Source organism: Bacillus sp. E214, from assembly GCF_008087365.1.
Classification (GTDB): domain Bacteria; phylum Bacillota; class Bacilli; order Bacillales; family Pradoshiaceae; genus Pradoshia.
Genome location: NZ_VENN01000001.1, coordinates 1,781,211 through 1,799,863, shown reverse-complemented (window position 1 = coordinate 1,799,863; position 18,653 = coordinate 1,781,211). Strand labels below are relative to the sequence as shown.

The following is an 18,653-nucleotide window of genomic DNA, read 5'->3' as shown; positions in this document are numbered from 1 at the left end:
CCTGTTTAAAGGATTCCTCTTTTTCAGATGTATGACGTATACAATTAATTAATGTACAGCAGGATAGCCATCTCTAATGAAGGTCATGATGGCGAACCAGCCAAATACAACGGCAGTACCCAAAGCGAATACTAGACCAAGGAAATTTTTGTTTTTAAAGGCGCTGATTAATGCGAAAATAGCCAAAATGGCAACTAAACCAAAAATAATTACCAATCCCATTTCATTTACCTCCCCTGGAATTATTAAGTAATAAAACCCAATAAATCATTAAATTGTAAAATAAATGCATTCAATAGTATTTTAATTCTTTTCAGATTATTTGTCGAGATATTATAGGCAATTTGGAAGGAATAGGAACAATACAGTATAAGACTCTTTATACAAAACCATCACTTGTGTAAAATAAAAGAAACTAAACTGAGACTTCAGGAGGAAAGACATGAAAAAAACATGGAAAAGAGTTCCTTTAGGACCTTTGCAAACAAATTGTTATTTATATGCCAAGCAGGACGGTGAATGTTTAATCATCGACCCGGGCGAGGAAGCAGAAAAGCTGATTCAAATCATTCGTGAAAAGAAATGGAAACCAATTGCAGTTCTTTTAACTCACGCTCATTTTGATCATATAGGGGCAGTGGACAGGGTACGGGAAGTCTTTAGTATCCCGGTTTATGTGCACAAAAAAGAAACAGAATGGTTAACAAACCCAGCTTTGAACGGTTCGCGATTTTTCCAACTTGGTGAGATTAAGGCTGCTCCCGCAGAAAATGTGATTTCAGAGGAAGGTATTCTAAAAATTGGGGATTTCACCTTTAATGTACTGTTTACACCTGGACATTCACCAGGAAGTGTTTCTTATTATGATAAGGACGAGGCGATTGTATTTTCAGGAGATGCATTATTTCATATGAGTATAGGCCGGACCGATTTACCTGGTGGAAATCATCAACAGCTAATGGATAGTCTTCATAAAAAATTATTAACTCTTCCAAAAGATACGCTTTGTTTATCTGGACATGGGCCGGAAACCATCATTGAAGATGAGATGAATCATAATCCATTTTTAAGGTAAGAGGTGTACTAATTGTAGACCCTCCTTAACAATTAGATAAGGAGGGTCAGGGGGTATTTCCTATAAAATGGGAGGGGCCATTTTAAGCTATACCATAAATTTACAATAGGGATAATGTGATGTCAACGCCTATTGTGGAAATATTTACAAAATTAGGTGAATTTATGAAAGACATAATCATTCGGTCCATTGAGGAAACAGAAGATTTATTTTTACCGTATGACAAATATATAGAGTTGGCATTGTATCATCCTGAATATGGCTATTACCAACGGAGAAAAGATAAAATTGGAAGTAGCGGTGATTTCTATACTTCGGTGAGTATGTCCCCTATCTTTGGTGAATTTATAGGTAAATGGGCAGGAAGGAAGCTAATTGAATCTGACCTGCCTCCCGCTATATGTGAGCTTGGCGGCGGCACCGGGAAGATGGCATGTGATTTTTTGAGAGGATTGGAACTGTACAACCCAGAGCTGGCATCTAATGCAATTTATTATATTGTTGAATCCAGTTCCTATCATCGAGAATTGATTTTAGATACGGCGGCAAAGGATGATAGAATTCGTTTGTTAGATTCGATCAAGGATATGCCAGAAATAGAGGGGTTCATTTTTTCAAATGAATTTTTTGATGCTTTTCCAGTTCATGTTTTGATTAAAGATAAGAATCAGTGGAAAGAAGCGGGCGTCACAGTAAAGAATGGAGAGCTATTTGAAACGACCAGAGATCTCAATAATCAGATGATTTTATCCGTTATAGAGAAGTTGAATATCCCGGAGTTTATTTATCGTATAGAGGTGCCATGCCCAATGATGGTTGTCTACGAGCAAATTGTCGATAAAATGGAGAGTGGATATCTCATGACGATAGATTATGGAATGGATGCGGAGGATTTATATATACCTGCCCGTAAAAATGGTACCTTAAGAGGATTTAAGGACCATCAATTAATCGGCTCAATTCTCGAAAATCCAGGAGAAACAGATATAACGAGTACCGTCAATTTTTCATTGCTTAAATGTGAAGGGAAGAGAAGAGGGCTTGATCTAGAGTACTGGGGAGGACAACAGTCATTTTTATTAGAGGAAGGGATATTGGATGAGCTGGTTCCACATGCGGATGCAGATCCTTTTTCTCCTGTCGCCAGGCGCAACAGACAAATCAAACAATTAGTTCTGGGAGACTGGATTAGTGATAGTTTCAGTGTTTTAGTTCAATCTAAGAATATAAAAAAACCTTGATTGCTCCAGCTCAATCAAGGTTTTACTGTAAATTAATGTCCCGCTCCAGGAGTCATCATGAACGTTGTCCAATAGGTGAACCCTGCAAAGAAAACTGTTAAATAAGCACCGAAAACATATAAGTACATTCTTTCAGACAATTTTAAATAGCTTAAAATAACAAAGAAACCAGTTTGACCGAAAAAGATGAGTGATGTAGTATGCATACCGCCAACAAAGAACATGACTGCCATAATTCCAGTCCAGAAACCACATACTCTGAACATTCTGTCCATTCCTTAACCTCCCTTATCCCCTTATAATTCCATCACTACTATTATAAGGATATTGTTAAAGAATGTAAACTATCTTAAAATAGGATGACTGAATTGTGTGATTAATTTCCGGCAAGCATCTTGTATGTGCAAGCTTGGCAACCTGCATGATCAAACATATTTTCCTCTTCTATTAATTCGATTGAATCAAAAAGGACGCTGAACATACCGTGTAAAAACTCATAATGCATTCCGCATACGGCTTCTTTTTGCTCAAAGGCAATTTCTTTAAAAGGACAGTTGTGTATTCTAAAGAAAATGGTTGAATGATCCTCAGCTGTTATGAATTCCGGATAGAATCCAGCAGTAGTCGATGCATCTTTTATGATAGAGAGTTTGTGGTCGAAAGACAGGCTGTCCTGACTTTCTCCAATTCCTTTCATATGCTGTTCAGCCAAATCTTTCCCAAATAATCTTCCGGTATTGAATAACGCTTCCTTCCCTGCTTCTCCCAGTGAGAACATTGTCTGAAGGGCTATTTTTGCAAGCAGTTGGTAATCGCGGTATGGGAAGTTTAATTGTATGACATCATCTGATAATCTATATAATCTGCTTGGTCTTCCACCTTTTCCTGTTTTCTTAGTTTCAGAAACAAGCATATTTACATCTTCGAGCTTTGTTAAATGTAAACGCGCAACATTGGGGTGAATCTCAAATATATCCGCAATTTCCTGTACCGTCACCTCGCTGTGCCTTTTAGCTATATGCTGATAAATATAGTATCTGGTCGGATCTGATAATACATTGGTAATTTTTAATGTTTGGTCCATTGTGGTCCACCTCGCGCTCCTTAATAGTTCCATTATAATACAGTCAATCAAGCATTGATATGCTGTTCTTGGCTATTCTGACTCTTTGGAAACATATGTTGTAATTTAGCCACATTTTGATAAATCAATATTTAACATGTATATATTACTATCTTAATTTTAAAATTAATCTGTAAATATGTTAACAGAATAAAAGGAATGAAATATTTCATGATTATGAAAAATTACCCAAATTAACGACGAATTGTGACAGATTTTGAAACTTTCGTTATGCCAGCAGGTATTGAAAAATTAATGTCTAATAACATAAGAGAGTAACATATAAGGAGGTGAAACGAGAATTGCTCACCATCGATAAGTTAGCTGAAAAAGTTGTAACAGAAGCAGTAAAATTCAAAGCCTCAGATATCCACATTGTTCCCCAACGCAAGAAAGCCCATCTTTACTATCGGATTCACAATCGCTTATTTTCAGAAGGCAGTTACCAAAGAGACAGGTCCCAACGACTCATCTCTCATTTTAAATTTATGGCCGGCATGGATATAGGAGAAAAAAGACGTCCTCAGTCAGGGGCCTTAACGATGTTTGTTTCAAATAAATGGATTGGTCTCCGATTATCCACCTTGCCTACCCCATACTCTGAATCTCTCGTCATTCGTATTATTCCAAGTTTACAAACTCTCCCAATCGAAGAAATCTCCTTATTTCCAAAAATGTCAACTACGTTAATTTCCATGCTTAAACATTCCCATGGATTAATGATCATCTGTGGACCGACTGGAAGTGGTAAAACTACAACTTTATATTCCATGCTCCATCATGCCAAAAATACCGTTAACCGAAATATTATTACACTGGAAGATCCTGTTGAACATCAGTCCGATGATGCCATTCAAGTCCAGATTAATGAAAAAGCCGGTATCAGTTATTCAGTAGGCTTAAAAGCTGCCCTGCGCCACGATCCCGATATTATCATGATTGGAGAAATCAGGGATGCTGAAACGGCCAGAATAGCGGTGCGCGCCGCTTTAACAGGCCACTTAATCTTAACTACAATGCATGCCAGTGATGTATTGGGTGCAGTTAGAAGGCTTTTGGAATTTGGGATAGACAAGGAGGAGGCAAAGCAAACTCTTTTAGGTGTAACCTCCCAAAGATTATTGGAATTGCACTGTCCTTTTTGTGAGGGTGAATGCTCACCATACTGCCTTATGGAAAAGAGCAGAGGGCGGGTAAGTGTGCATGAAATGATTTATGGCAATGAATTGGCGAAGGTTTGGGCAGAGATGGAGGGAGATGATGTGAACTTTCATTATCCGGATTTAGCTTCTCTCATCAGCAAGGCTGTTGCCTATGGATTTGTGGATCGAAAAGAGTATGAGAGGTGGGTGCATGAGGAGTAATCTAAAGTCCCGATGGTCTTGCAGGGATCAGGCGAGATTTCTTCAGGAATTGGGCGATTTATTGGAGAATGGCTTTACTCTTTATGAGGGTATTGAATTTTCTCTTATTCATGGAAAAAAGAAGTATCGAGAAGAGATTAAGGATGCATTGGAACTATTGAAAGATGGCCATACTTTTAGGGACTTTTTAGAATGGCTCGATTTTGAACAAGAGCTCGTTGGTTTAGTTTCCTACGGTGAAAAACACGGACAGCTATCCAAATCCTTGCAGAATGGAGGGGAAATATGGCTTAAGAAAAGTGAGGATCGCGCAAAACTAAAAAATTTATTGTATTACCCAGTCTTCCTACTTGTTTTTACATTTACCTTGCTGCAAGTATTTACAAATTATTTGTTGCCAAAATTCTCAAGTATGTATCAGGGCGCAGGGCAGGAATCAAATATATTCTTAAAGTTATCCGTTTTACTGGCAACCCTCGTTAACAATCTTCCATTTTTTATCATTGTGCTCCTAACCATGCATTTGTTTATATACCACTATTATTTAAAAAAACTATCCAAAATAAAACAGGAATTACTGATGAATAAAATTCCGTTCCTGCGTTCTTTTAGAAAGCTTTCCACAACGTATTATTTTTCTATGCAGCTGGGCTCATTATTAAAGGGTGGTATTTCGATTATTGATGCGTTAACGATTATGAGTCAGCAGGATCCAAAAAGTTTAGTTAAGGAAATAACCCATCACATGATTAAAAGTCTTCAGGAGGGAGATTCATTAGAAAGCATTAGTGGGAATCTCACAATTTTTATGAATGATTTTGAGCGAGTAATCAGCCATGGGCAAAAAAATAGTTTATTAGGAGAAGAACTTCTTTACTACAGCAGATATCTGTTAAATGAGATGGAGATACAGACTGAAAAATATATAAAGGTGGTTCAACCATTAATGTTTGGCCTTGTTGCCATTTTAGTGATCCTTCTGTATTTGGCAATATTAATGCCAATGATTTCATTGATGAATACGATATAGGAAGGTGTTTTTGATGAAATACAAAAATGAACAAGGTTTTACCTTGATTGAGATGTTGATTGTCATGCTGGTTATATCAGTTCTATTGATTATTACAGTACCCAATGTAATGAAAAACCAGGAAGCAGTTAATAGTAAGGGATGCGAGGCATTCGTCAAGATGGTTGAGGGACAGGTACAAGCCTATAAATTAAAGGAAGGTACGCTTCCGACGATGGAGAAGCTTATCTCTTCTGGTTTTTTAAAAGAGGATGTTAAATGTCCGGAAGGAAAAACCGCGGTGATTTCGGATGATGGGACTGTAACTCTTCAGGGACAATAAAAATGGAAAAGAACGAAGAAGGGTTTACGTTAGTAGAGGTGTTGATTGTACTTGGATGTCTGACGTTAATGCTGACTATAGCAAGTGCGGTTACAAGTAAAATGTTTGAAACATATGAACAGCAAGCATTTTTAAATCAACTGGAGAAGGATATTTACTATGCTCAGGTCTATGCAATGGAAAATAACACGTATGTCTTACTAAGATTTGTAACTGACCAAAATGAATATTCAGCTTACTCATACAAAACAAACAGTCATATTATTTCGACTCAGAAGGCCGAATCAATCAAGTTTAAAAAAGTTGGCAATGTGCCAATTACCTATATTCCAGCAGGAAATATCCAAAATCCAACAACAATCTATTTAACCGATAAAAATGGTAAAACGATATACAAGCTTGTCTTTCAATTAGGGAGGGGGAGATTTTATATATCAAAAGTATAAAGAGCATGGATATGCTATCTTGGACCTGCTGATTTCGTTTGGAATACTTATCTTATGCTGCTGTTTATTGCTTCCGGCATATATGGAAAGCATTACGCTAAAGAATGACTTAAGAATGGAGGAAGCCGCTCTTAATAGATTGTTTGAAAATTTAAATGAATATCAGATAAACGGCCGTCCACTGTTTACTGGACAAGCAGAGATTGAGGGGAAAGCCTATACTTTTTATCTTGAAGGGGACGTTTATTTTGCAGAGTATAGCAACTCAAAGGATAAATTACAGAAAGTGTATGAAAAGCTGCCTGAAAGATGATGGCTTTACTTTGGTAGAGATATTATTTGCTCTTGGTTTATTTTCGTTATTAGGTGTCTTTATGACGAGTGCACTTGCCAGTATAACAGACTGGCATGTCAAGGATACGAACACAAATACAAGGATGGAATGGAATATCTTTATACGTCAATTGGAACGAGAATTTCAAAAGACAAAAGACTTTGGAGTACCTAAAAGCAATGTCCTTTTACTTGATAAAAGTGGAGAAGAAATAACATATGAAGTCTATAACAATATGGTAAGAAGGCGAGTGGATGGCGCTGGACATGAAATGGTCCTTCAAGATATTAAGAGCTTTCATGTTAAAAAAGAAGGAGAGTCACTGATCATATCTGTGATTCTTATAAATGGTGATAAGTATGAAAAACGGCTGTTCAAACGATATAAATTTGAACCTTCTTAAAAATGAACGTGGGATATTTATGCCTGTTGCTTTATTGTTTTTTTCGGTTATTTTTATCATTTGTATGTATTCGATAGGAAATATGGGTCAGGAAGTGAATTATCATAAGTATCAAACCGAATGGTTAATTACCACCTATCTGGGTGATACGGGTACACATGCTGCAATTTTAATGCTTGATGATGATAGTGTTCCTGAGACAAAAGGGGAATGGATTTATTATAATGGAAGAATAGGCTATCATATAAAACCGCTTGAGAGAGGGTTCTATGAGATCTCATTGGATATTCAGACTGATCATACGGTGAAACGGGAGACGATTACGTACTCAATTGAAGCAAAGAAAGTAGTGAAATGGATAGATAGTTAGGAGTTAGGGGGAGTGAGATGAAAGCCATTTATTTAATTGGATTTATGGGAGCTGGGAAAACGACTGTGGGTAGGGCTCTCGCCGAAAAAATGCGTTGTCCCTTTTATGATAGTGATCAGACGGTGGTTGAACGTACAGGAAGGTCGATTCCGCAGCTATTTGATGAAGTAGGTGAAGATGGATTCAGGGACCTAGAACAGCAGGCATTGCAATCATTGCCTATCGAAAATTGTATCATCGCGACAGGCGGGGGTATCATTCTTAGGGAAGACAACCGGAAATATATGAAGGAAAAGGGAACAGTTATTTGGCTCCATGCCAATCCGACAGAAATCATAAAAAGACTCGAGACTGACTCATCACGCCCTTTATTGTCCGGAAATAAAGAGGAACAAATAGTGCAGCTTTATCAAAAGAGGGTTGACCTATATAAGCTAGCTGCTGATTTACAGGTTCATACGGACAGAAAAACAAAAATGGAGATTACAGAAGAGATATTAATGAAAATCACCATAAACTAGCCATCTTTTTTAGAAAATAATGAATAACATCCATGATAAATGGAGATACTTCTGATGGGTGAATGTCGATGAAAACAAATGATTATATAAAATTTTTAACAATTCAGTGGTTAGTGTATATGAAGCAGCCAAAGGAAGTACGTAAAGAGCAACGCCGTCATCATAGAGATGATCGGCCGCCATTAATGAACCATTGGTTCGGAATCATTCCGTTATCAATTGAAATGCTCTTTAAACGTAAGGCGTAATAAATAGTGTTTGTTTAAAAAAGCAGTGGATTTTTTACAACCCACTGCTTTTTTTGTATTCATTTTATATCTTCAGCAAAGATTAAGCTTTATTCCAAACTATTGTTTAGGTTATGCGAGAATTCAGCCTTAACTTTAATTACCTCTTTTAGATAGCCTGACCGCTAAGATAAAAAAGTCCGCCATTTATAATGCTGACACGGATTCTGGGTTCGTATTGCATTCGTAATGCTTCTTTTTCAAGGTCATACATGTGAGTTTCCTCTTCTTTTTTATCCTCATAAAAATGGTTCAGCAAACTCAAGTCTTTATTCCAGCGCACGAGAGCCTCATCAGCCCACCCATGGTCATCCTGATTAATTTTATTTTGGATGTAAGTTTTGATACGATGCAACCCGCTTTGATAACGAATAATGGGTGTGAGGGTAAATGTATAGTCAGATATTTTAGGTGTAAGCGAGAGTTTATCAGCTGAATCAATAAAATTTTCTACAAAAAGACCGTTGATCAGGTTCAATCCTATTGAAAAGAATAAATCCTTTTTTCGGTCGCATTCATAGGATATATTAACATTTACACCTAACCAGGGAAATAAAGGCATCTGACCACTAGTCACTTTAATCTCCTCAAATAAGCGGATATGCTTCGATAGTCTTTGGGCAGACGCGAATATTTGGTGCAGGCGAGGGGATCCAAAATGTATGAATTCCCCTTTTAAATCAGGAGGAGCTGCCTCTTTGTCGAGGATAAACGTTAAGCTCATCGGATTAGGCACTCCGCCAACTTTCTCGAGATAATGCCAATAAAAAGGTCGGTTCATCAGTTCTTTATCCATATCAATTGTCAACTGCACAGTTAGATGACCTGGCCCTTGATTGATGATTTCGCATTGATTGGCTGTGAAAAATTGAACGAGAAACTCAAGAATTTCCTGTTGCTGCATGTGAAGGCATCTCCTTTTTTAGATCTTGAGCAAGCTGTATTAAAGACGTGAGATTATCCATTTTAACCTTCATCTCACCCTCTGTTTTTGATTTATTGAGGATGTCAGTTAAATGCTCTTCAAGATTCTTAACCTCCAGCCTCGTTAGAATATCATCAAGTTCCCCAACGACACGTTCAAATAATTGAATTTTTTCGTAGAGAATTTTCATAATATGATCCTCAATGGTATTCCTGGTCGCAAAATTATAGATTCGGACATCTTCTGTTTGTCCAAGTCTGTGAATTCGGCCGATTCTTTGTTCCAGTCGCATCGGATTCCAAGGTAAATCAAAGTTTATAATATGATGGCAAAACTGCAGGTTAATTCCTTCTCCACCTGCTTCTGTAGCAATTAAGACTTGTGCTTGTTTTTCGAACAGTTCTTTCATCCAGTCCTTCTTACTACGTTTAAATCCGCCGCGGAATGGAACAGAAGTGATTCCATTTTGCTTAAGAAACCACTGCAAATATAATTGCGTGGCTCGATACTCGGTAAAAATGATAACCTTATCTTTTATAGAATGAATCACTTCAAGTGCTTTTTTCGCTTTTGAATTGCAATCAACCAGTTCGACCAGGTTGATAAGGTTATGTATGGCTTCCTTAAAGCTTAGTCCGGCATCCGGGTTTCGATCGAGCATATTTTTTAGCGTAAAGTAGACGGCTTCCCTGCTGCTGCATGCTTCACGCTGAAGGATTAACGAAGAAAATGTACTCCCGATACCCTCCGGTAATTCTTTCCTAAATGAAGAAACCCCATCATATAGAGCCTGTTCCTTTTCGGTGAAATCTATAAAAATGGTTTCAACCTTTCTCTTAGTCCATTCAATGCCGGTATCCTGACGTTTATTTCGAATCATCACCATATTAACCAATTCTTTCAAATAAGCATCATCCTTTAATGAACGTTTCTTAGCAGAAAAGCGTTCATTAAATTTGGCATAACTTCCCAAATGCCCTGGCTTAAGCAATGATACAAGATAAAAAATTTCTTCTAGCTTGTTTTGAATAGGGGTTGCCGTTAACAGTAGACAGAACTTTCTCTGGACTTTTTGTACAAACTCATAGTTTTTGGTTTTATTGTTTTTTAACTTGTGAGCTTCATCTATGATGACAATGTCATAGGTTTGTTCGAGTATGGCAGAACGATGAGGCTCTCGTTTAGCAGTATCTATGGAAGTGATTATACATTCAGAATCCCACCCATACCCCTTTCTGTATATGACAGCTGGTATGTGAAACTTCTGATTAAGCTCCTGTGCCCATTGAGATACGAGAGAGGCTGGGACTAGTATTAGTATTTTGCTTGCCAGGCCCCGAATCATATATTCCTTTAAGATCAGACCGGCCTCTATTGTTTTACCAAGACCTACTTCATCAGCTAATATGGCTTTACCATTCATTCTTTCGATGACTTCGGTAGCAGCTTCGAGCTGATGGGTTAAAGGTGTAAATCCTGATAAATGCTTTGGTGCAAGGAGGCCGTTGAAATCTGGAATCAGATTATGCTTTTCGGCCTCCAATCCGAGTTTAAAAAGGGAGTAGCTGCACCAGGGGCCATCCTCCATAATCTTTTCCTCAAGCTCCTTTTCCCAATCTTCATCAAAATAGACCTTTGGTGTTAAACTCAATGTGAATCCCAACTTTCTTTATTTAAGCTAGTTAGATAAATGCTTGATTGTAATTTAACTAAATTCAATAGAATTCTCTTACCTTATATAGGTATAGGTGGTGTCATTAATTTCTAAACAATAGTAGGAGTTTAATCTCCGGCTAAAATCTGATTAAATGCTTTATGCGGATGGCAGAAAATTATAAGGAATTTATTAAGTGACGCCTAAACAATTTTTTTGCCCCAATAAAGCTGAGGTGTTACTGATATTTTTTTAGTTTCCAATCATTCATCGAGATAACGTAAATGTTGCCACCTGATAATTGTTGATGGTAGGATATAAATGTAAGACTATTTAGAAAACGGCTTATCTCTTGCTTTTTGTTTAGTATGACCAATTTACATAATTATATGAGCGAATGAAGGCAAGGGGAGAGACCGTATTTGCGGCACCGAAGGAGCAAATGGTGAATCCATGAATCTCTCAGGTACAGAGACTCTTGCTGGACGCATCTCTGGAGAGCGCTTCCTTTATTGTGAAGCCACCCAAGAGGAAACGCCGAAGTACGTTACCCGGCGGTAAACTTTCAGGTATCAGGACAGAGCCCCCCTAATTAAGGGAGGTTTCTGTCCTTTTTTTCGTGGATCGCTGAAGGATATATCGCTTCGGTCAAATGTGGAAAAGCGGCGTTTTACTTAATAAGTTAACAAGCAATCATTTAAATGGCATAACAAGCAAGAGAATCCGTATAAAACGAATATTTTAGGAGGGTAAGGATGGGAGAATTAAAGCAGACTCCGCTGATCAGTGTGTACAGGGAGTACGGAGGAAAAACAATTGATTTTGGCGGCTGGGAATTGCCTGTCCAATTTTCGGGCATTAAACAGGAGCATGAATCAGTGCGTACAAAAGCAGGCCTCTTTGATGTATCACATATGGGCGAATTCATGATTAAGGGTGCTGGGTCTTTACCATTTTTGCAGCTGATGATGACCAACGATGTCAGTAAGCTGAAAACGGGCCGGGCACAGTATACTGCTATGTGCTATGAGAATGGCGGAACGGTTGATGACCTGATTATTTATAAAAAAGGTGAAGATGATTATTTGTTAGTTGTGAACGCATCTAATATTGATAAAGATTTTGAGTGGTTAAAAAAGCATGCGAGCGAAGATGTAGAACTAAAAAATATATCGGAACAAATAGGGCAATTGGCATTACAGGGACCGCTTGCAGCTGATATATTACAGAACCTTGCAGAGGAAGTAAATCTCAATACCATTGGTTTCTTTGCTTTTCGTGAAGATGTCATGATAAATGGCATTAGTGTACTTGTTTCAAGAACTGGCTACACCGGTGAAGATGGATTTGAATTGTACTGTAAGAGCGAAGATACAGTGAAGCTTTGGAAAGATCTTTTAGAATTCGGTAAGGATAAGGGATTGGTTCCATGTGGACTTGGGGCAAGAGATACGCTTCGGTTTGAAGCAAAACTTCCTTTATATGGCCAAGAGTTATCTCCAGAGATTACACCTATCGAAGCGGGGATTGGGTTCGCTGTAAAAACCGATAAAGAACATTTTATTGGTAAGGAAGTTTTAAAGGAACAGAAGGAAAATAGCGCCCCTAGAAAGCTTGTCGGAATCGAAATGATTGACCGCGGTATTCCGAGACATGGGTACCCGGTTTTCGTTAAGGATGAAAACATCGGGGAAGTGACCACTGGAACACAATCCCCAACCTTAAAGAAAAACGTAGGCCTTGTCCTGATTAATGTAGAATTCGCTAACCTTGATGAGGTAGTCGAGGTTGAGATACGGGGAAAAAGATTAAAGGCGAAAATTGTTAGTACTCCATTTTATAAACGCACTCAGGCAGGAGGAGTAAAAAAATGAAGCATCGTTATTTACCAATGACAGAGCAGGATACTGAACAGATGTTAACAGCGATTGGTGTAGAATCAATCGATGACTTATTTTCTGATATACCTGAAAAAGTAAGGTTTAAGGGTGAATACAAGCTAAAAAAAGCAAAGTCTGAATCAGCACTTCTGAAAGAATTAACTGAGCTGGCCGAGAAAAATGCCAATCTCAGGACCCATAGTTCTTTTCTTGGAGCGGGAGTATATGACCATTACATGCCAGTCATCGTTGATCACGTTATCTCAAGATCAGAGTTTTATACCGCTTATACACCGTATCAACCGGAGATTTCCCAGGGAGAATTGCAGGCTATTTTTGAATTTCAAACGATGATTTGTGAACTGACCGGAATGGATGTGGCGAACTCCTCCATGTATGATGGGGGAACTGCTCTGGCCGAGGCAGCCATGCTCTCAGCAGGACATACACGTCGTAAGAAACTGCTTGTTTCAGAGACAGTGCACCCGGAATCACGGGCTGTTTTATCCACTTATGCAAAAGGCCAATATCTTGAGCTTGAAGTTGTCCCCTGTAAAAATGGAGTGACGGATACAGAACAATTGGCGGGTATGATGACTGATGAGGTAGCTGGTTTTATTACTCAATATCCAAACTTCTTTGGCCGAATCGAAAACTTAGCTGAAATTGAACAAATTGTTCATGAACATAAAGGAATGTTAATTGTTTCAAGTAACCCACTTTCACTTGGTGTCTTGAAACCGCCGGGTGAATTTGGTGCAGATATTGTCATAGGGGATGCACAGCCGTTCGGAATCCCGGCTGCATTTGGCGGACCTCATTGCGGATATTTTGCAGTTACTTCTAAGCTGATAAGAAAAGTACCTGGACGTTTGGTTGGCCAAACGGTTGATGAGGATGGGAAGCGTGGGTTTGTATTAACCTTGCAGGCGAGGGAACAGCATATTCGTCGCGATAAAGCGACCTCGAATATTTGCTCTAACCAAGCATTAAATGCTCTCGCAGCCTCTGTGGCAATGACTGCGTTAGGTAAGAAAGGCGTGCAGGAGATGGCGCTTCAAAATCTCCAAAAAGCGCATTATGCAAAGGAGCAATTAAAAGCAAATGGACTTGAAATTGCCTTTGAAGGACCTTCTTTCAATGAGTTTGTTGTTAAGTTAAATGGTTCTGTAGCTGCAGCTAATAAAATGCTCCTACAAAAAGGCATAATTGGTGGTTATGATTTAGCTTGTGATTATCCTACCTTAACCAATCATATGCTTGTGGCAGTGACGGAGCTGCGTACAAAAGAAGAGATTGATAGATTTGCACAGGAATTGGGGGATTTCCATGAATAAACAGGATCAGCCATTAATATTTGAACAAACCAAGCCGGGCCGTATCGGCTATTCGTTGCCGGAAATGGATGTTCCGGAGTCAGCATTAACTGAGCTTTTGCCTGAGGAGTTCATTCGCACAGAGGAACCAAAGCTGCCTGAAGTATCCGAGTTGGATATCATGCGTCATTACACGGCACTTTCGAGAAGAAATCATGGCGTCGATTCCGGTTTCTATCCGCTCGGTTCCTGTACCATGAAATATAATCCGAAAATTAATGAGAATGTTGCCCGTCTAAATGGATTTGCACATGTTCATCCTCTGCAGGATGCAGAAGCTGTACAGGGTTCTTTAGAGTTAATGTATGATTTGCAGCAAAGTCTAAAGGAAATCACAGGTATGGACGAAGTCACTTTGCAACCGGCTGCGGGAGCGCATGGAGAGTGGACGGGATTAATGATGATTCGTGCCTATCATGAGGCGAATGGTGATTTTGACCGCGTAAAAGTAATTGTTCCTGATTCTGCGCATGGTACGAATCCTGCCTCAGCCACAGTTGCGGGATTGCAAACTGTTACCGTGAAGTCAGGTCCGGATGGTTTAGTAGATCTGGAAGATTTGAAAAGTGTTGTAGGGAAAGATACAGCAGCCTTAATGCTTACAAATCCGAATACACTGGGGCTTTTTGAAGAACAGATCATCGAGATGGCCGAAATTATTCATGATGCCGGTGGAAAACTATACTATGACGGTGCCAATCTGAATGCTGTACTATCCAAGGCTCGCCCGGGTGATATGGGATTTGACGTTGTTCATCTTAACTTGCATAAGACATTTACTGGACCACATGGCGGCGGTGGGCCAGGTTCAGGGCCGGTTGGGGTTAAGAAGGAGTTAATTCCGTTCTTACCAAAACCGCTTATTGTAAAAGAAGAGAATGGCTATCAGCTTGATTACAATCGTCCGCAATCAATTGGCAGAGTAAAGCCGTACTATGGAAATTTTGGAATCAATGTCCGTGCCTATACGTATATTCGGTCTATGGGACCAGACGGATTGAAGGCAGTAACGGAGTATGCTGTCTTAAATGCAAACTATATGATGAGAAGATTGGCAGAGTACTATGATCTCCCATATGATAAGCACTGTAAGCATGAGTTTGTTATCAGCGGAAAACGTCAGAAGAAACTTGGTGTTCGGGCTCTTGATATTGCCAAGAGATTGTTAGACTTTGGCTATCATCCACCAACCATTTATTTCCCTTTGAATGTGGAAGAATGCATGATGATTGAGCCAACAGAAACAGAATCAAAAGAAACACTGGATGGCTTTATTGATGCTATGATTCAAATTGCCAGGGAAGCAGAGGAGAATCCGGAAATTGTACAGGAAGCACCACATACAACGGTAATCAGCCGTTTGGATGAGGCACTGGCTGCTCGTAAGCCTGTATTGAGATATCAAAATTAATAAGAATAAATTTTAAGCAGCTATCATGACCAGATAGCTGCTTTTTTAGAAGAATGAAGTGGTTCAGGATAGGGAGGGAAATACGATAGAAAATATATTCTGCCTTTCAAATGAAAGAATCATGCTGAGAGAAATGATTAGTAGTGATTGGGTTGATGTACATAAATACGCATCACAAGATATCGTTTGTCAGTACCAGCCCTGGGGACCGAATACGGAAGAAGAATCGAAAAAATTTGTGAGCCAAGTAATCGAAGATTCAACAAAAAAACCAAGAGCAAGGTTTGTCTTCGCAATTATTTATAATGGAAATATGATTGGGGCTGGAGAGCTTACTATACGAAGTTTCACTAATAAAGCTGGAGAAATTGGCTATATTGTTAATCCGGATTATTGGGGAAAAGGAGTGGCGACAGAAGTCGCGTCTTTGTTAATTGAATTTGGATTTAAGGAACTGAACCTGCATCGTATATTTGCAACCTGTGACCCAAGAAATATAGGTTCAGCAAAGGTGTTGGTGAAAGTTGGAATGGTTAGGGAAGGAATCATTCGCGACCATTTGATCATGAGAGAAGGCTGGCGTGATTCATTATTATACAGTGTTTTAGAACGGTAGCCTGAGATTAGAGTATCGTTCTAATTTCGATTATTCAGTGCCAATCAGGTATAATGAATAAAAGCATCTCTCAAGTGGAGAATCAGCTAAGTAACCGAAAAAGAGGAACATACATGACTGAACATAGCTTCAAAGATTTTAACATAAGTCCCGAAATTATTCGGGCATTAAGTAAAATGAATTATTTTCAACCGACAGAGGTACAGCAGAAAGTAATTCCAACAGCGCTGGAAAATCAGGATCTTATCGTAAAAGCACAAACTGGCAGTGGGAAAACAGCTGCGTATGGAATCCCGATTTGTCATCATATAGAGTGGATAGAAAATAAACCTCAGGCACTTATCCTAACACCGACCAGAGAATTGGCTGCACAGGTGAAGGAAGATTTAACGAATATTGGTCGATTTAAGCGGATTAAAGCAGCAGCTGTTTATGGAAAGCAATCATTTGCCAAGCAACAGCTGGAGCTTAAGCAAAAAAATCATATTGTCGTTGGAACACCTGGAAGAGTGTTAGATCATATCCAAAAAGGAACATTAAACGTTGGCGAACTTCGCTATCTGGTAATTGATGAAGCAGATGAAATGTTGAATATGGGCTTTATTGATCAGGTTGAAGCCATTATAAATGAATTACCTAAGGAACGAATCAGCATGCTGTTTTCAGCAACATTGCCGGATGATATTCAGAACCTATCCAATCAATATTTAAAAGAACCAATATTTATTGAAATTAATAAAAAAGAGATGACGACTCAGTTGATCGAACACTCTTATTATAGGGTCAAGCATGAAAAGAAAGCGGAGCTGCTAAGGAAAGTTACGACGATAGAAAATGCGGATAGCTGCATCGTTTTTTGCCGCACACAGGAACAGGTAAACAATCTGTTCGATACATTGGTTAAATGGGAGTATTCATGCGGCAAAATTCATGGTGGAATGTATCAAGAGGACCGCTTCGATGTTATGAATCAATTTAAACGGGGTGAGTTTCGATATTTAATTGCCACGGATGTCGCTGCGCGCGGAATTGATATTGAAAATATTACGCATGTCTTGAATTACGATTTTCCAGTGGAAAAGGAATCCTATGTACATAGGACGGGAAGAACGGGTCGTGCGGGACATACGGGAGTAGCCATTTCTTTTGTAACTCCTTTTGATGAAGAATTATTGAGAGAGACAGAAGAATATATAGGCTTTGCTATTCAGGTAAAAGAGGAGCCAACTGAAGCAGAAGTAGAAAAATGCAGACCGAATTTCGAATCAAAAATGTTCGAAAATGAGATAAAGGAAGATAAAGCGACCGAATTAAACAGTGGAATTATGAAGCTGTTTTTCAATGGCGGCAAGAAAAAGAAATTGCGAGCTGTCGATTTTGTGGGGACAATTGCAAAAATTGAAGGCATATCTGCTGAAGACATTGGAATTATCACAATTCAAGACCAGGCTACATTTGTTGAAATATTGAACAATAAAGGTCCAATCGTCTTACAGGCTATGAAGAATAAAACTATTAAAGGAAAGAAATTAAAGGTATATGAGGCATTTGAATAATACTAATTGCTTCACCGATCTAAACAGCCCTTCCGAATCGTTCGGAAGGGCTGTTTTATTAGATCCATGCTGAAGATCTAATCATCATTCTTGATAACCAAATCAGCTCGTTCTAGCGGGGTAACTGTTTTTATATAATACTGTTCTGCTTTCCAGTATCGATTTCGAAATTTATCAATATTCTCCTGTGTGGTCTTACTTTCACGGCTGAATCTAGTTTCTCTGGAACAATCCAGGTAAATCATATAATCAAAGAATGCTCTCCATTCTTTTCTTTGCAGAAATATACCTTCAATGATAATGAGGGAGGTTACTGGAATCTGGATTACTTGCCATTTTTGCTTATCAGTGGTGGGGTCATATGCAGGCAGGAGTAACTCAGCTGATTTCTTTAATTGATTGAAAAAATTAGCTCTTAGCCACTCCGCGTCCCATTGCAGTCGGTAATATTCAATCCATTCTTCGTGACCAGTATGATAACGTTTATCTTTATCTACAATAAAATCATCAATATGAAAAAGGTGAAATGATAGACTCTGTTTCTCAAGTGACTGTTTCATTCTTTTGGTAAAAGTCGTCTTCCCAGAACGACTGAGGCCATCAATACCAAGAATAAATCTTTGTCCTACTTTAAGTTCGGGTAATTGATTAATTAGATTTTGTATATAATTTCTCAAGTATTTCCTTTCCTCCTGTACTTTGAAGTTGTCCTCACTTAA

Annotated in this window: 22 protein-coding genes and 2 riboswitches; of the genes, 16 read left to right on the top strand and 6 right to left on the bottom strand. The window is 38.7% G+C overall.

Annotated elements, in window-relative coordinates:
• Positions 1–48: 48 nt before the first annotated feature.
• On the bottom strand, positions 49–222 hold the full coding sequence (locus FHY47_RS08375) for a DUF2759 domain-containing protein (RefSeq protein WP_066105081.1): 174 nt from the start codon (positions 220–222) through the stop codon (positions 49–51).
• A gap of 220 nt (positions 223–442) precedes the next feature.
• On the opposite strand from FHY47_RS08375, the gene FHY47_RS08370 reads away from it, so the two are divergent.
• The gene (locus tag FHY47_RS08370; RefSeq protein ID WP_066105078.1) at positions 443–1,075 is read left to right on the top strand and encodes an MBL fold metallo-hydrolase; all 633 of its coding nucleotides are present in this window, start codon (positions 443–445) and stop codon (positions 1,073–1,075) included.
• A 119-nt stretch (positions 1,076–1,194) separates the two neighbouring features.
• Complete coding sequence (locus FHY47_RS08365) at positions 1,195–2,316, top strand: class I SAM-dependent methyltransferase (protein WP_148630141.1); 1,122 nt, start codon at positions 1,195–1,197, stop codon at positions 2,314–2,316.
• Between the two features lie 32 nt (positions 2,317–2,348).
• Here the strand turns inward: FHY47_RS08365 and FHY47_RS08360 are convergent, their stop codons facing one another.
• Together FHY47_RS08360 and FHY47_RS08355 are read right to left on the bottom strand one after the other, a co-directional pair.
• The gene (locus FHY47_RS08360; RefSeq protein ID WP_066105073.1) at positions 2,349–2,591 is read right to left on the bottom strand and encodes a DUF2626 domain-containing protein; all 243 of its coding nucleotides are present in this window, start codon (positions 2,589–2,591) and stop codon (positions 2,349–2,351) included.
• Between the two features lie 101 nt (positions 2,592–2,692).
• Complete coding sequence (locus tag FHY47_RS08355; protein ID WP_148630138.1) at positions 2,693–3,400, bottom strand: helix-turn-helix transcriptional regulator; 708 nt, start codon at positions 3,398–3,400, stop codon at positions 2,693–2,695.
• Between the two features lie 341 nt (positions 3,401–3,741).
• On the opposite strand from FHY47_RS08355, the gene comGA reads away from it, so the two are divergent.
• From comGA to FHY47_RS08310, 9 genes are all read left to right on the top strand, one after another.
• Entirely contained in the window at positions 3,742–4,803 is a 1,062-nt protein-coding gene (comGA, locus tag FHY47_RS08350) for a competence type IV pilus ATPase ComGA (RefSeq protein ID WP_148630136.1), read from the top strand.
• A complete protein-coding gene (gene comGB / locus FHY47_RS08345; protein WP_187393460.1) occupies positions 4,793–5,833 on the top strand; it encodes a competence type IV pilus assembly protein ComGB in 1,041 nt (346 codons plus the stop codon). Before comGA ends, comGB begins: the two co-directional genes overlap by 11 nt.
• Positions 5,834–5,846: 13 nt before the next feature.
• Positions 5,847–6,155, top strand: a complete 309-nt coding sequence (gene comGC / locus FHY47_RS08340) for a competence type IV pilus major pilin ComGC (protein ID WP_139892543.1) — start codon at positions 5,847–5,849, stop codon at positions 6,153–6,155.
• Positions 6,156–6,157: 2 nt separating this feature from the next.
• Complete coding sequence (gene comGD / locus FHY47_RS08335; protein ID WP_066105059.1) at positions 6,158–6,601, top strand: competence type IV pilus minor pilin ComGD; 444 nt, start codon at positions 6,158–6,160, stop codon at positions 6,599–6,601.
• A 19-nt stretch (positions 6,602–6,620) separates the two neighbouring features.
• Entirely contained in the window at positions 6,621–6,914 is a 294-nt protein-coding gene (locus FHY47_RS08330; RefSeq protein ID WP_148630132.1) for a hypothetical protein, read from the top strand.
• Positions 6,892–7,338, top strand: a complete 447-nt coding sequence (gene comGF / locus FHY47_RS08325) for a competence type IV pilus minor pilin ComGF (RefSeq protein ID WP_148630130.1) — start codon at positions 6,892–6,894, stop codon at positions 7,336–7,338. The genes FHY47_RS08330 and comGF overlap by 23 nt, the downstream gene beginning before the upstream one ends.
• Entirely contained in the window at positions 7,325–7,708 is a 384-nt protein-coding gene (locus tag FHY47_RS08320) for a competence type IV pilus minor pilin ComGG (protein ID WP_148630128.1), read from the top strand. Before comGF ends, FHY47_RS08320 begins: the two co-directional genes overlap by 14 nt.
• A 17-nt stretch (positions 7,709–7,725) precedes the next feature.
• Complete coding sequence (locus tag FHY47_RS08315) at positions 7,726–8,229, top strand: shikimate kinase (protein WP_148630126.1); 504 nt, start codon at positions 7,726–7,728, stop codon at positions 8,227–8,229.
• A gap of 68 nt (positions 8,230–8,297) precedes the next feature.
• The gene (locus FHY47_RS08310) at positions 8,298–8,477 is read left to right on the top strand and encodes a YqzE family protein (protein WP_066105047.1); all 180 of its coding nucleotides are present in this window, start codon (positions 8,298–8,300) and stop codon (positions 8,475–8,477) included.
• A 148-nt stretch (positions 8,478–8,625) separates the two neighbouring features.
• Here the strand turns inward: FHY47_RS08310 and FHY47_RS08305 are convergent, their stop codons facing one another.
• Together FHY47_RS08305 and FHY47_RS08300 are read right to left on the bottom strand one after the other, a co-directional pair.
• The gene (locus FHY47_RS08305; protein ID WP_148630124.1) at positions 8,626–9,420 is read right to left on the bottom strand and encodes a YqhG family protein; all 795 of its coding nucleotides are present in this window, start codon (positions 9,418–9,420) and stop codon (positions 8,626–8,628) included.
• Positions 9,398–11,029, bottom strand: coding sequence for a DEAD/DEAH box helicase (locus FHY47_RS08300; protein WP_148630310.1), 1,632 nt, complete (start codon positions 11,027–11,029; stop codon positions 9,398–9,400). The genes FHY47_RS08305 and FHY47_RS08300 overlap by 23 nt, the downstream gene beginning before the upstream one ends.
• Positions 11,030–11,492: 463 nt before the next feature.
• Positions 11,493–11,583: riboswitch (glycine riboswitch) on the top strand.
• Between the two features lie 3 nt (positions 11,584–11,586).
• A riboswitch (glycine riboswitch) is annotated at positions 11,587–11,678 on the top strand.
• 172 nt (positions 11,679–11,850) lie between these two features.
• Between FHY47_RS08300 and gcvT the strand changes: the two genes are divergently transcribed.
• The 5 genes from gcvT to FHY47_RS08275 all read left to right on the top strand — a co-directional run bounded on the left by gcvT (position 11,851) and on the right by FHY47_RS08275 (position 17,934).
• Positions 11,851–12,969, top strand: coding sequence for a glycine cleavage system aminomethyltransferase GcvT (gcvT, locus tag FHY47_RS08295; protein ID WP_148630122.1), 1,119 nt, complete (start codon positions 11,851–11,853; stop codon positions 12,967–12,969).
• On the top strand, positions 12,966–14,312 hold the full coding sequence (gcvPA, locus tag FHY47_RS08290; RefSeq protein WP_148630120.1) for an aminomethyl-transferring glycine dehydrogenase subunit GcvPA: 1,347 nt from the start codon (positions 12,966–12,968) through the stop codon (positions 14,310–14,312). Before gcvT ends, gcvPA begins: the two co-directional genes overlap by 4 nt.
• Positions 14,305–15,762: an aminomethyl-transferring glycine dehydrogenase subunit GcvPB gene (gene gcvPB, locus FHY47_RS08285; RefSeq protein WP_066105034.1), complete on the top strand. Its 1,458-nt coding sequence runs from the start codon at positions 14,305–14,307 to the stop codon at positions 15,760–15,762. Before gcvPA ends, gcvPB begins: the two co-directional genes overlap by 8 nt.
• Before the next feature lie 121 nt (positions 15,763–15,883).
• Positions 15,884–16,378 (top strand): GNAT family N-acetyltransferase, encoded by a 495-nt coding sequence (locus FHY47_RS08280; protein ID WP_140462120.1) that lies wholly within the window; start codon positions 15,884–15,886, stop codon positions 16,376–16,378.
• A 113-nt stretch (positions 16,379–16,491) separates the two neighbouring features.
• Entirely contained in the window at positions 16,492–17,934 is a 1,443-nt protein-coding gene (locus FHY47_RS08275) for a DEAD/DEAH box helicase (RefSeq protein WP_148630117.1), read from the top strand.
• A 77-nt stretch (positions 17,935–18,011) separates the two neighbouring features.
• On the opposite strand, the gene FHY47_RS08270 is transcribed toward FHY47_RS08275, so the two are convergent.
• A complete protein-coding gene (locus FHY47_RS08270) occupies positions 18,012–18,611 on the bottom strand; it encodes a kinase (protein ID WP_148630115.1) in 600 nt (199 codons plus the stop codon).
• Between the last annotated feature and the right edge of the window lie 42 nt (positions 18,612–18,653).

What these genes read in the sequence shown, in the direction of transcription:
- FHY47_RS08375 (WP_066105081.1), bottom strand. Translation starts at nt 222, where the DNA reads ATGGGATTGGTAATTATTTTTGGTTTAGTTGCCATTTTGGCTATTTTC.
- FHY47_RS08370 (WP_066105078.1), top strand. Translation starts at nt 443, where the DNA reads ATGAAAAAAACATGGAAAAGAGTTCCTTTAGGACCTTTGCAAACAAAT.
- FHY47_RS08365 (WP_148630141.1), top strand. Translation starts at nt 1,195, where the DNA reads ATGTCAACGCCTATTGTGGAAATATTTACAAAATTAGGTGAATTTATG.
- FHY47_RS08360 (WP_066105073.1), bottom strand. Translation starts at nt 2,591, where the DNA reads ATGGACAGAATGTTCAGAGTATGTGGTTTCTGGACTGGAATTATGGCA.
- FHY47_RS08355 (WP_148630138.1), bottom strand. Translation starts at nt 3,400, where the DNA reads ATGGACCAAACATTAAAAATTACCAATGTATTATCAGATCCGACCAGA.
- comGB (WP_187393460.1), top strand. Translation starts at nt 4,793, where the DNA reads ATGAGGAGTAATCTAAAGTCCCGATGGTCTTGCAGGGATCAGGCGAGA.
- comGC (WP_139892543.1), top strand. Translation starts at nt 5,847, where the DNA reads ATGAAATACAAAAATGAACAAGGTTTTACCTTGATTGAGATGTTGATT.
- comGD (WP_066105059.1), top strand. Translation starts at nt 6,158, where the DNA reads ATGGAAAAGAACGAAGAAGGGTTTACGTTAGTAGAGGTGTTGATTGTA.
- comGF (WP_148630130.1), top strand. Translation starts at nt 6,892, where the DNA reads ATGAAAAGCTGCCTGAAAGATGATGGCTTTACTTTGGTAGAGATATTA.
- FHY47_RS08315 (WP_148630126.1), top strand. Translation starts at nt 7,726, where the DNA reads ATGAAAGCCATTTATTTAATTGGATTTATGGGAGCTGGGAAAACGACT.
- FHY47_RS08310 (WP_066105047.1), top strand. Translation starts at nt 8,298, where the DNA reads ATGAAAACAAATGATTATATAAAATTTTTAACAATTCAGTGGTTAGTG.
- FHY47_RS08305 (WP_148630124.1), bottom strand. Translation starts at nt 9,420, where the DNA reads ATGCAGCAACAGGAAATTCTTGAGTTTCTCGTTCAATTTTTCACAGCC.
- FHY47_RS08300 (WP_148630310.1), bottom strand. Translation starts at nt 11,029, where the DNA reads ATGGAGGATGGCCCCTGGTGCAGCTACTCCCTTTTTAAACTCGGATTG.
- gcvT (WP_148630122.1), top strand. Translation starts at nt 11,851, where the DNA reads ATGGGAGAATTAAAGCAGACTCCGCTGATCAGTGTGTACAGGGAGTAC.
- gcvPA (WP_148630120.1), top strand. Translation starts at nt 12,966, where the DNA reads ATGAAGCATCGTTATTTACCAATGACAGAGCAGGATACTGAACAGATG.
- gcvPB (WP_066105034.1), top strand. Translation starts at nt 14,305, where the DNA reads ATGAATAAACAGGATCAGCCATTAATATTTGAACAAACCAAGCCGGGC.
- FHY47_RS08280 (WP_140462120.1), top strand. Translation starts at nt 15,884, where the DNA reads ATGCTGAGAGAAATGATTAGTAGTGATTGGGTTGATGTACATAAATAC.
- FHY47_RS08275 (WP_148630117.1), top strand. Translation starts at nt 16,492, where the DNA reads ATGACTGAACATAGCTTCAAAGATTTTAACATAAGTCCCGAAATTATT.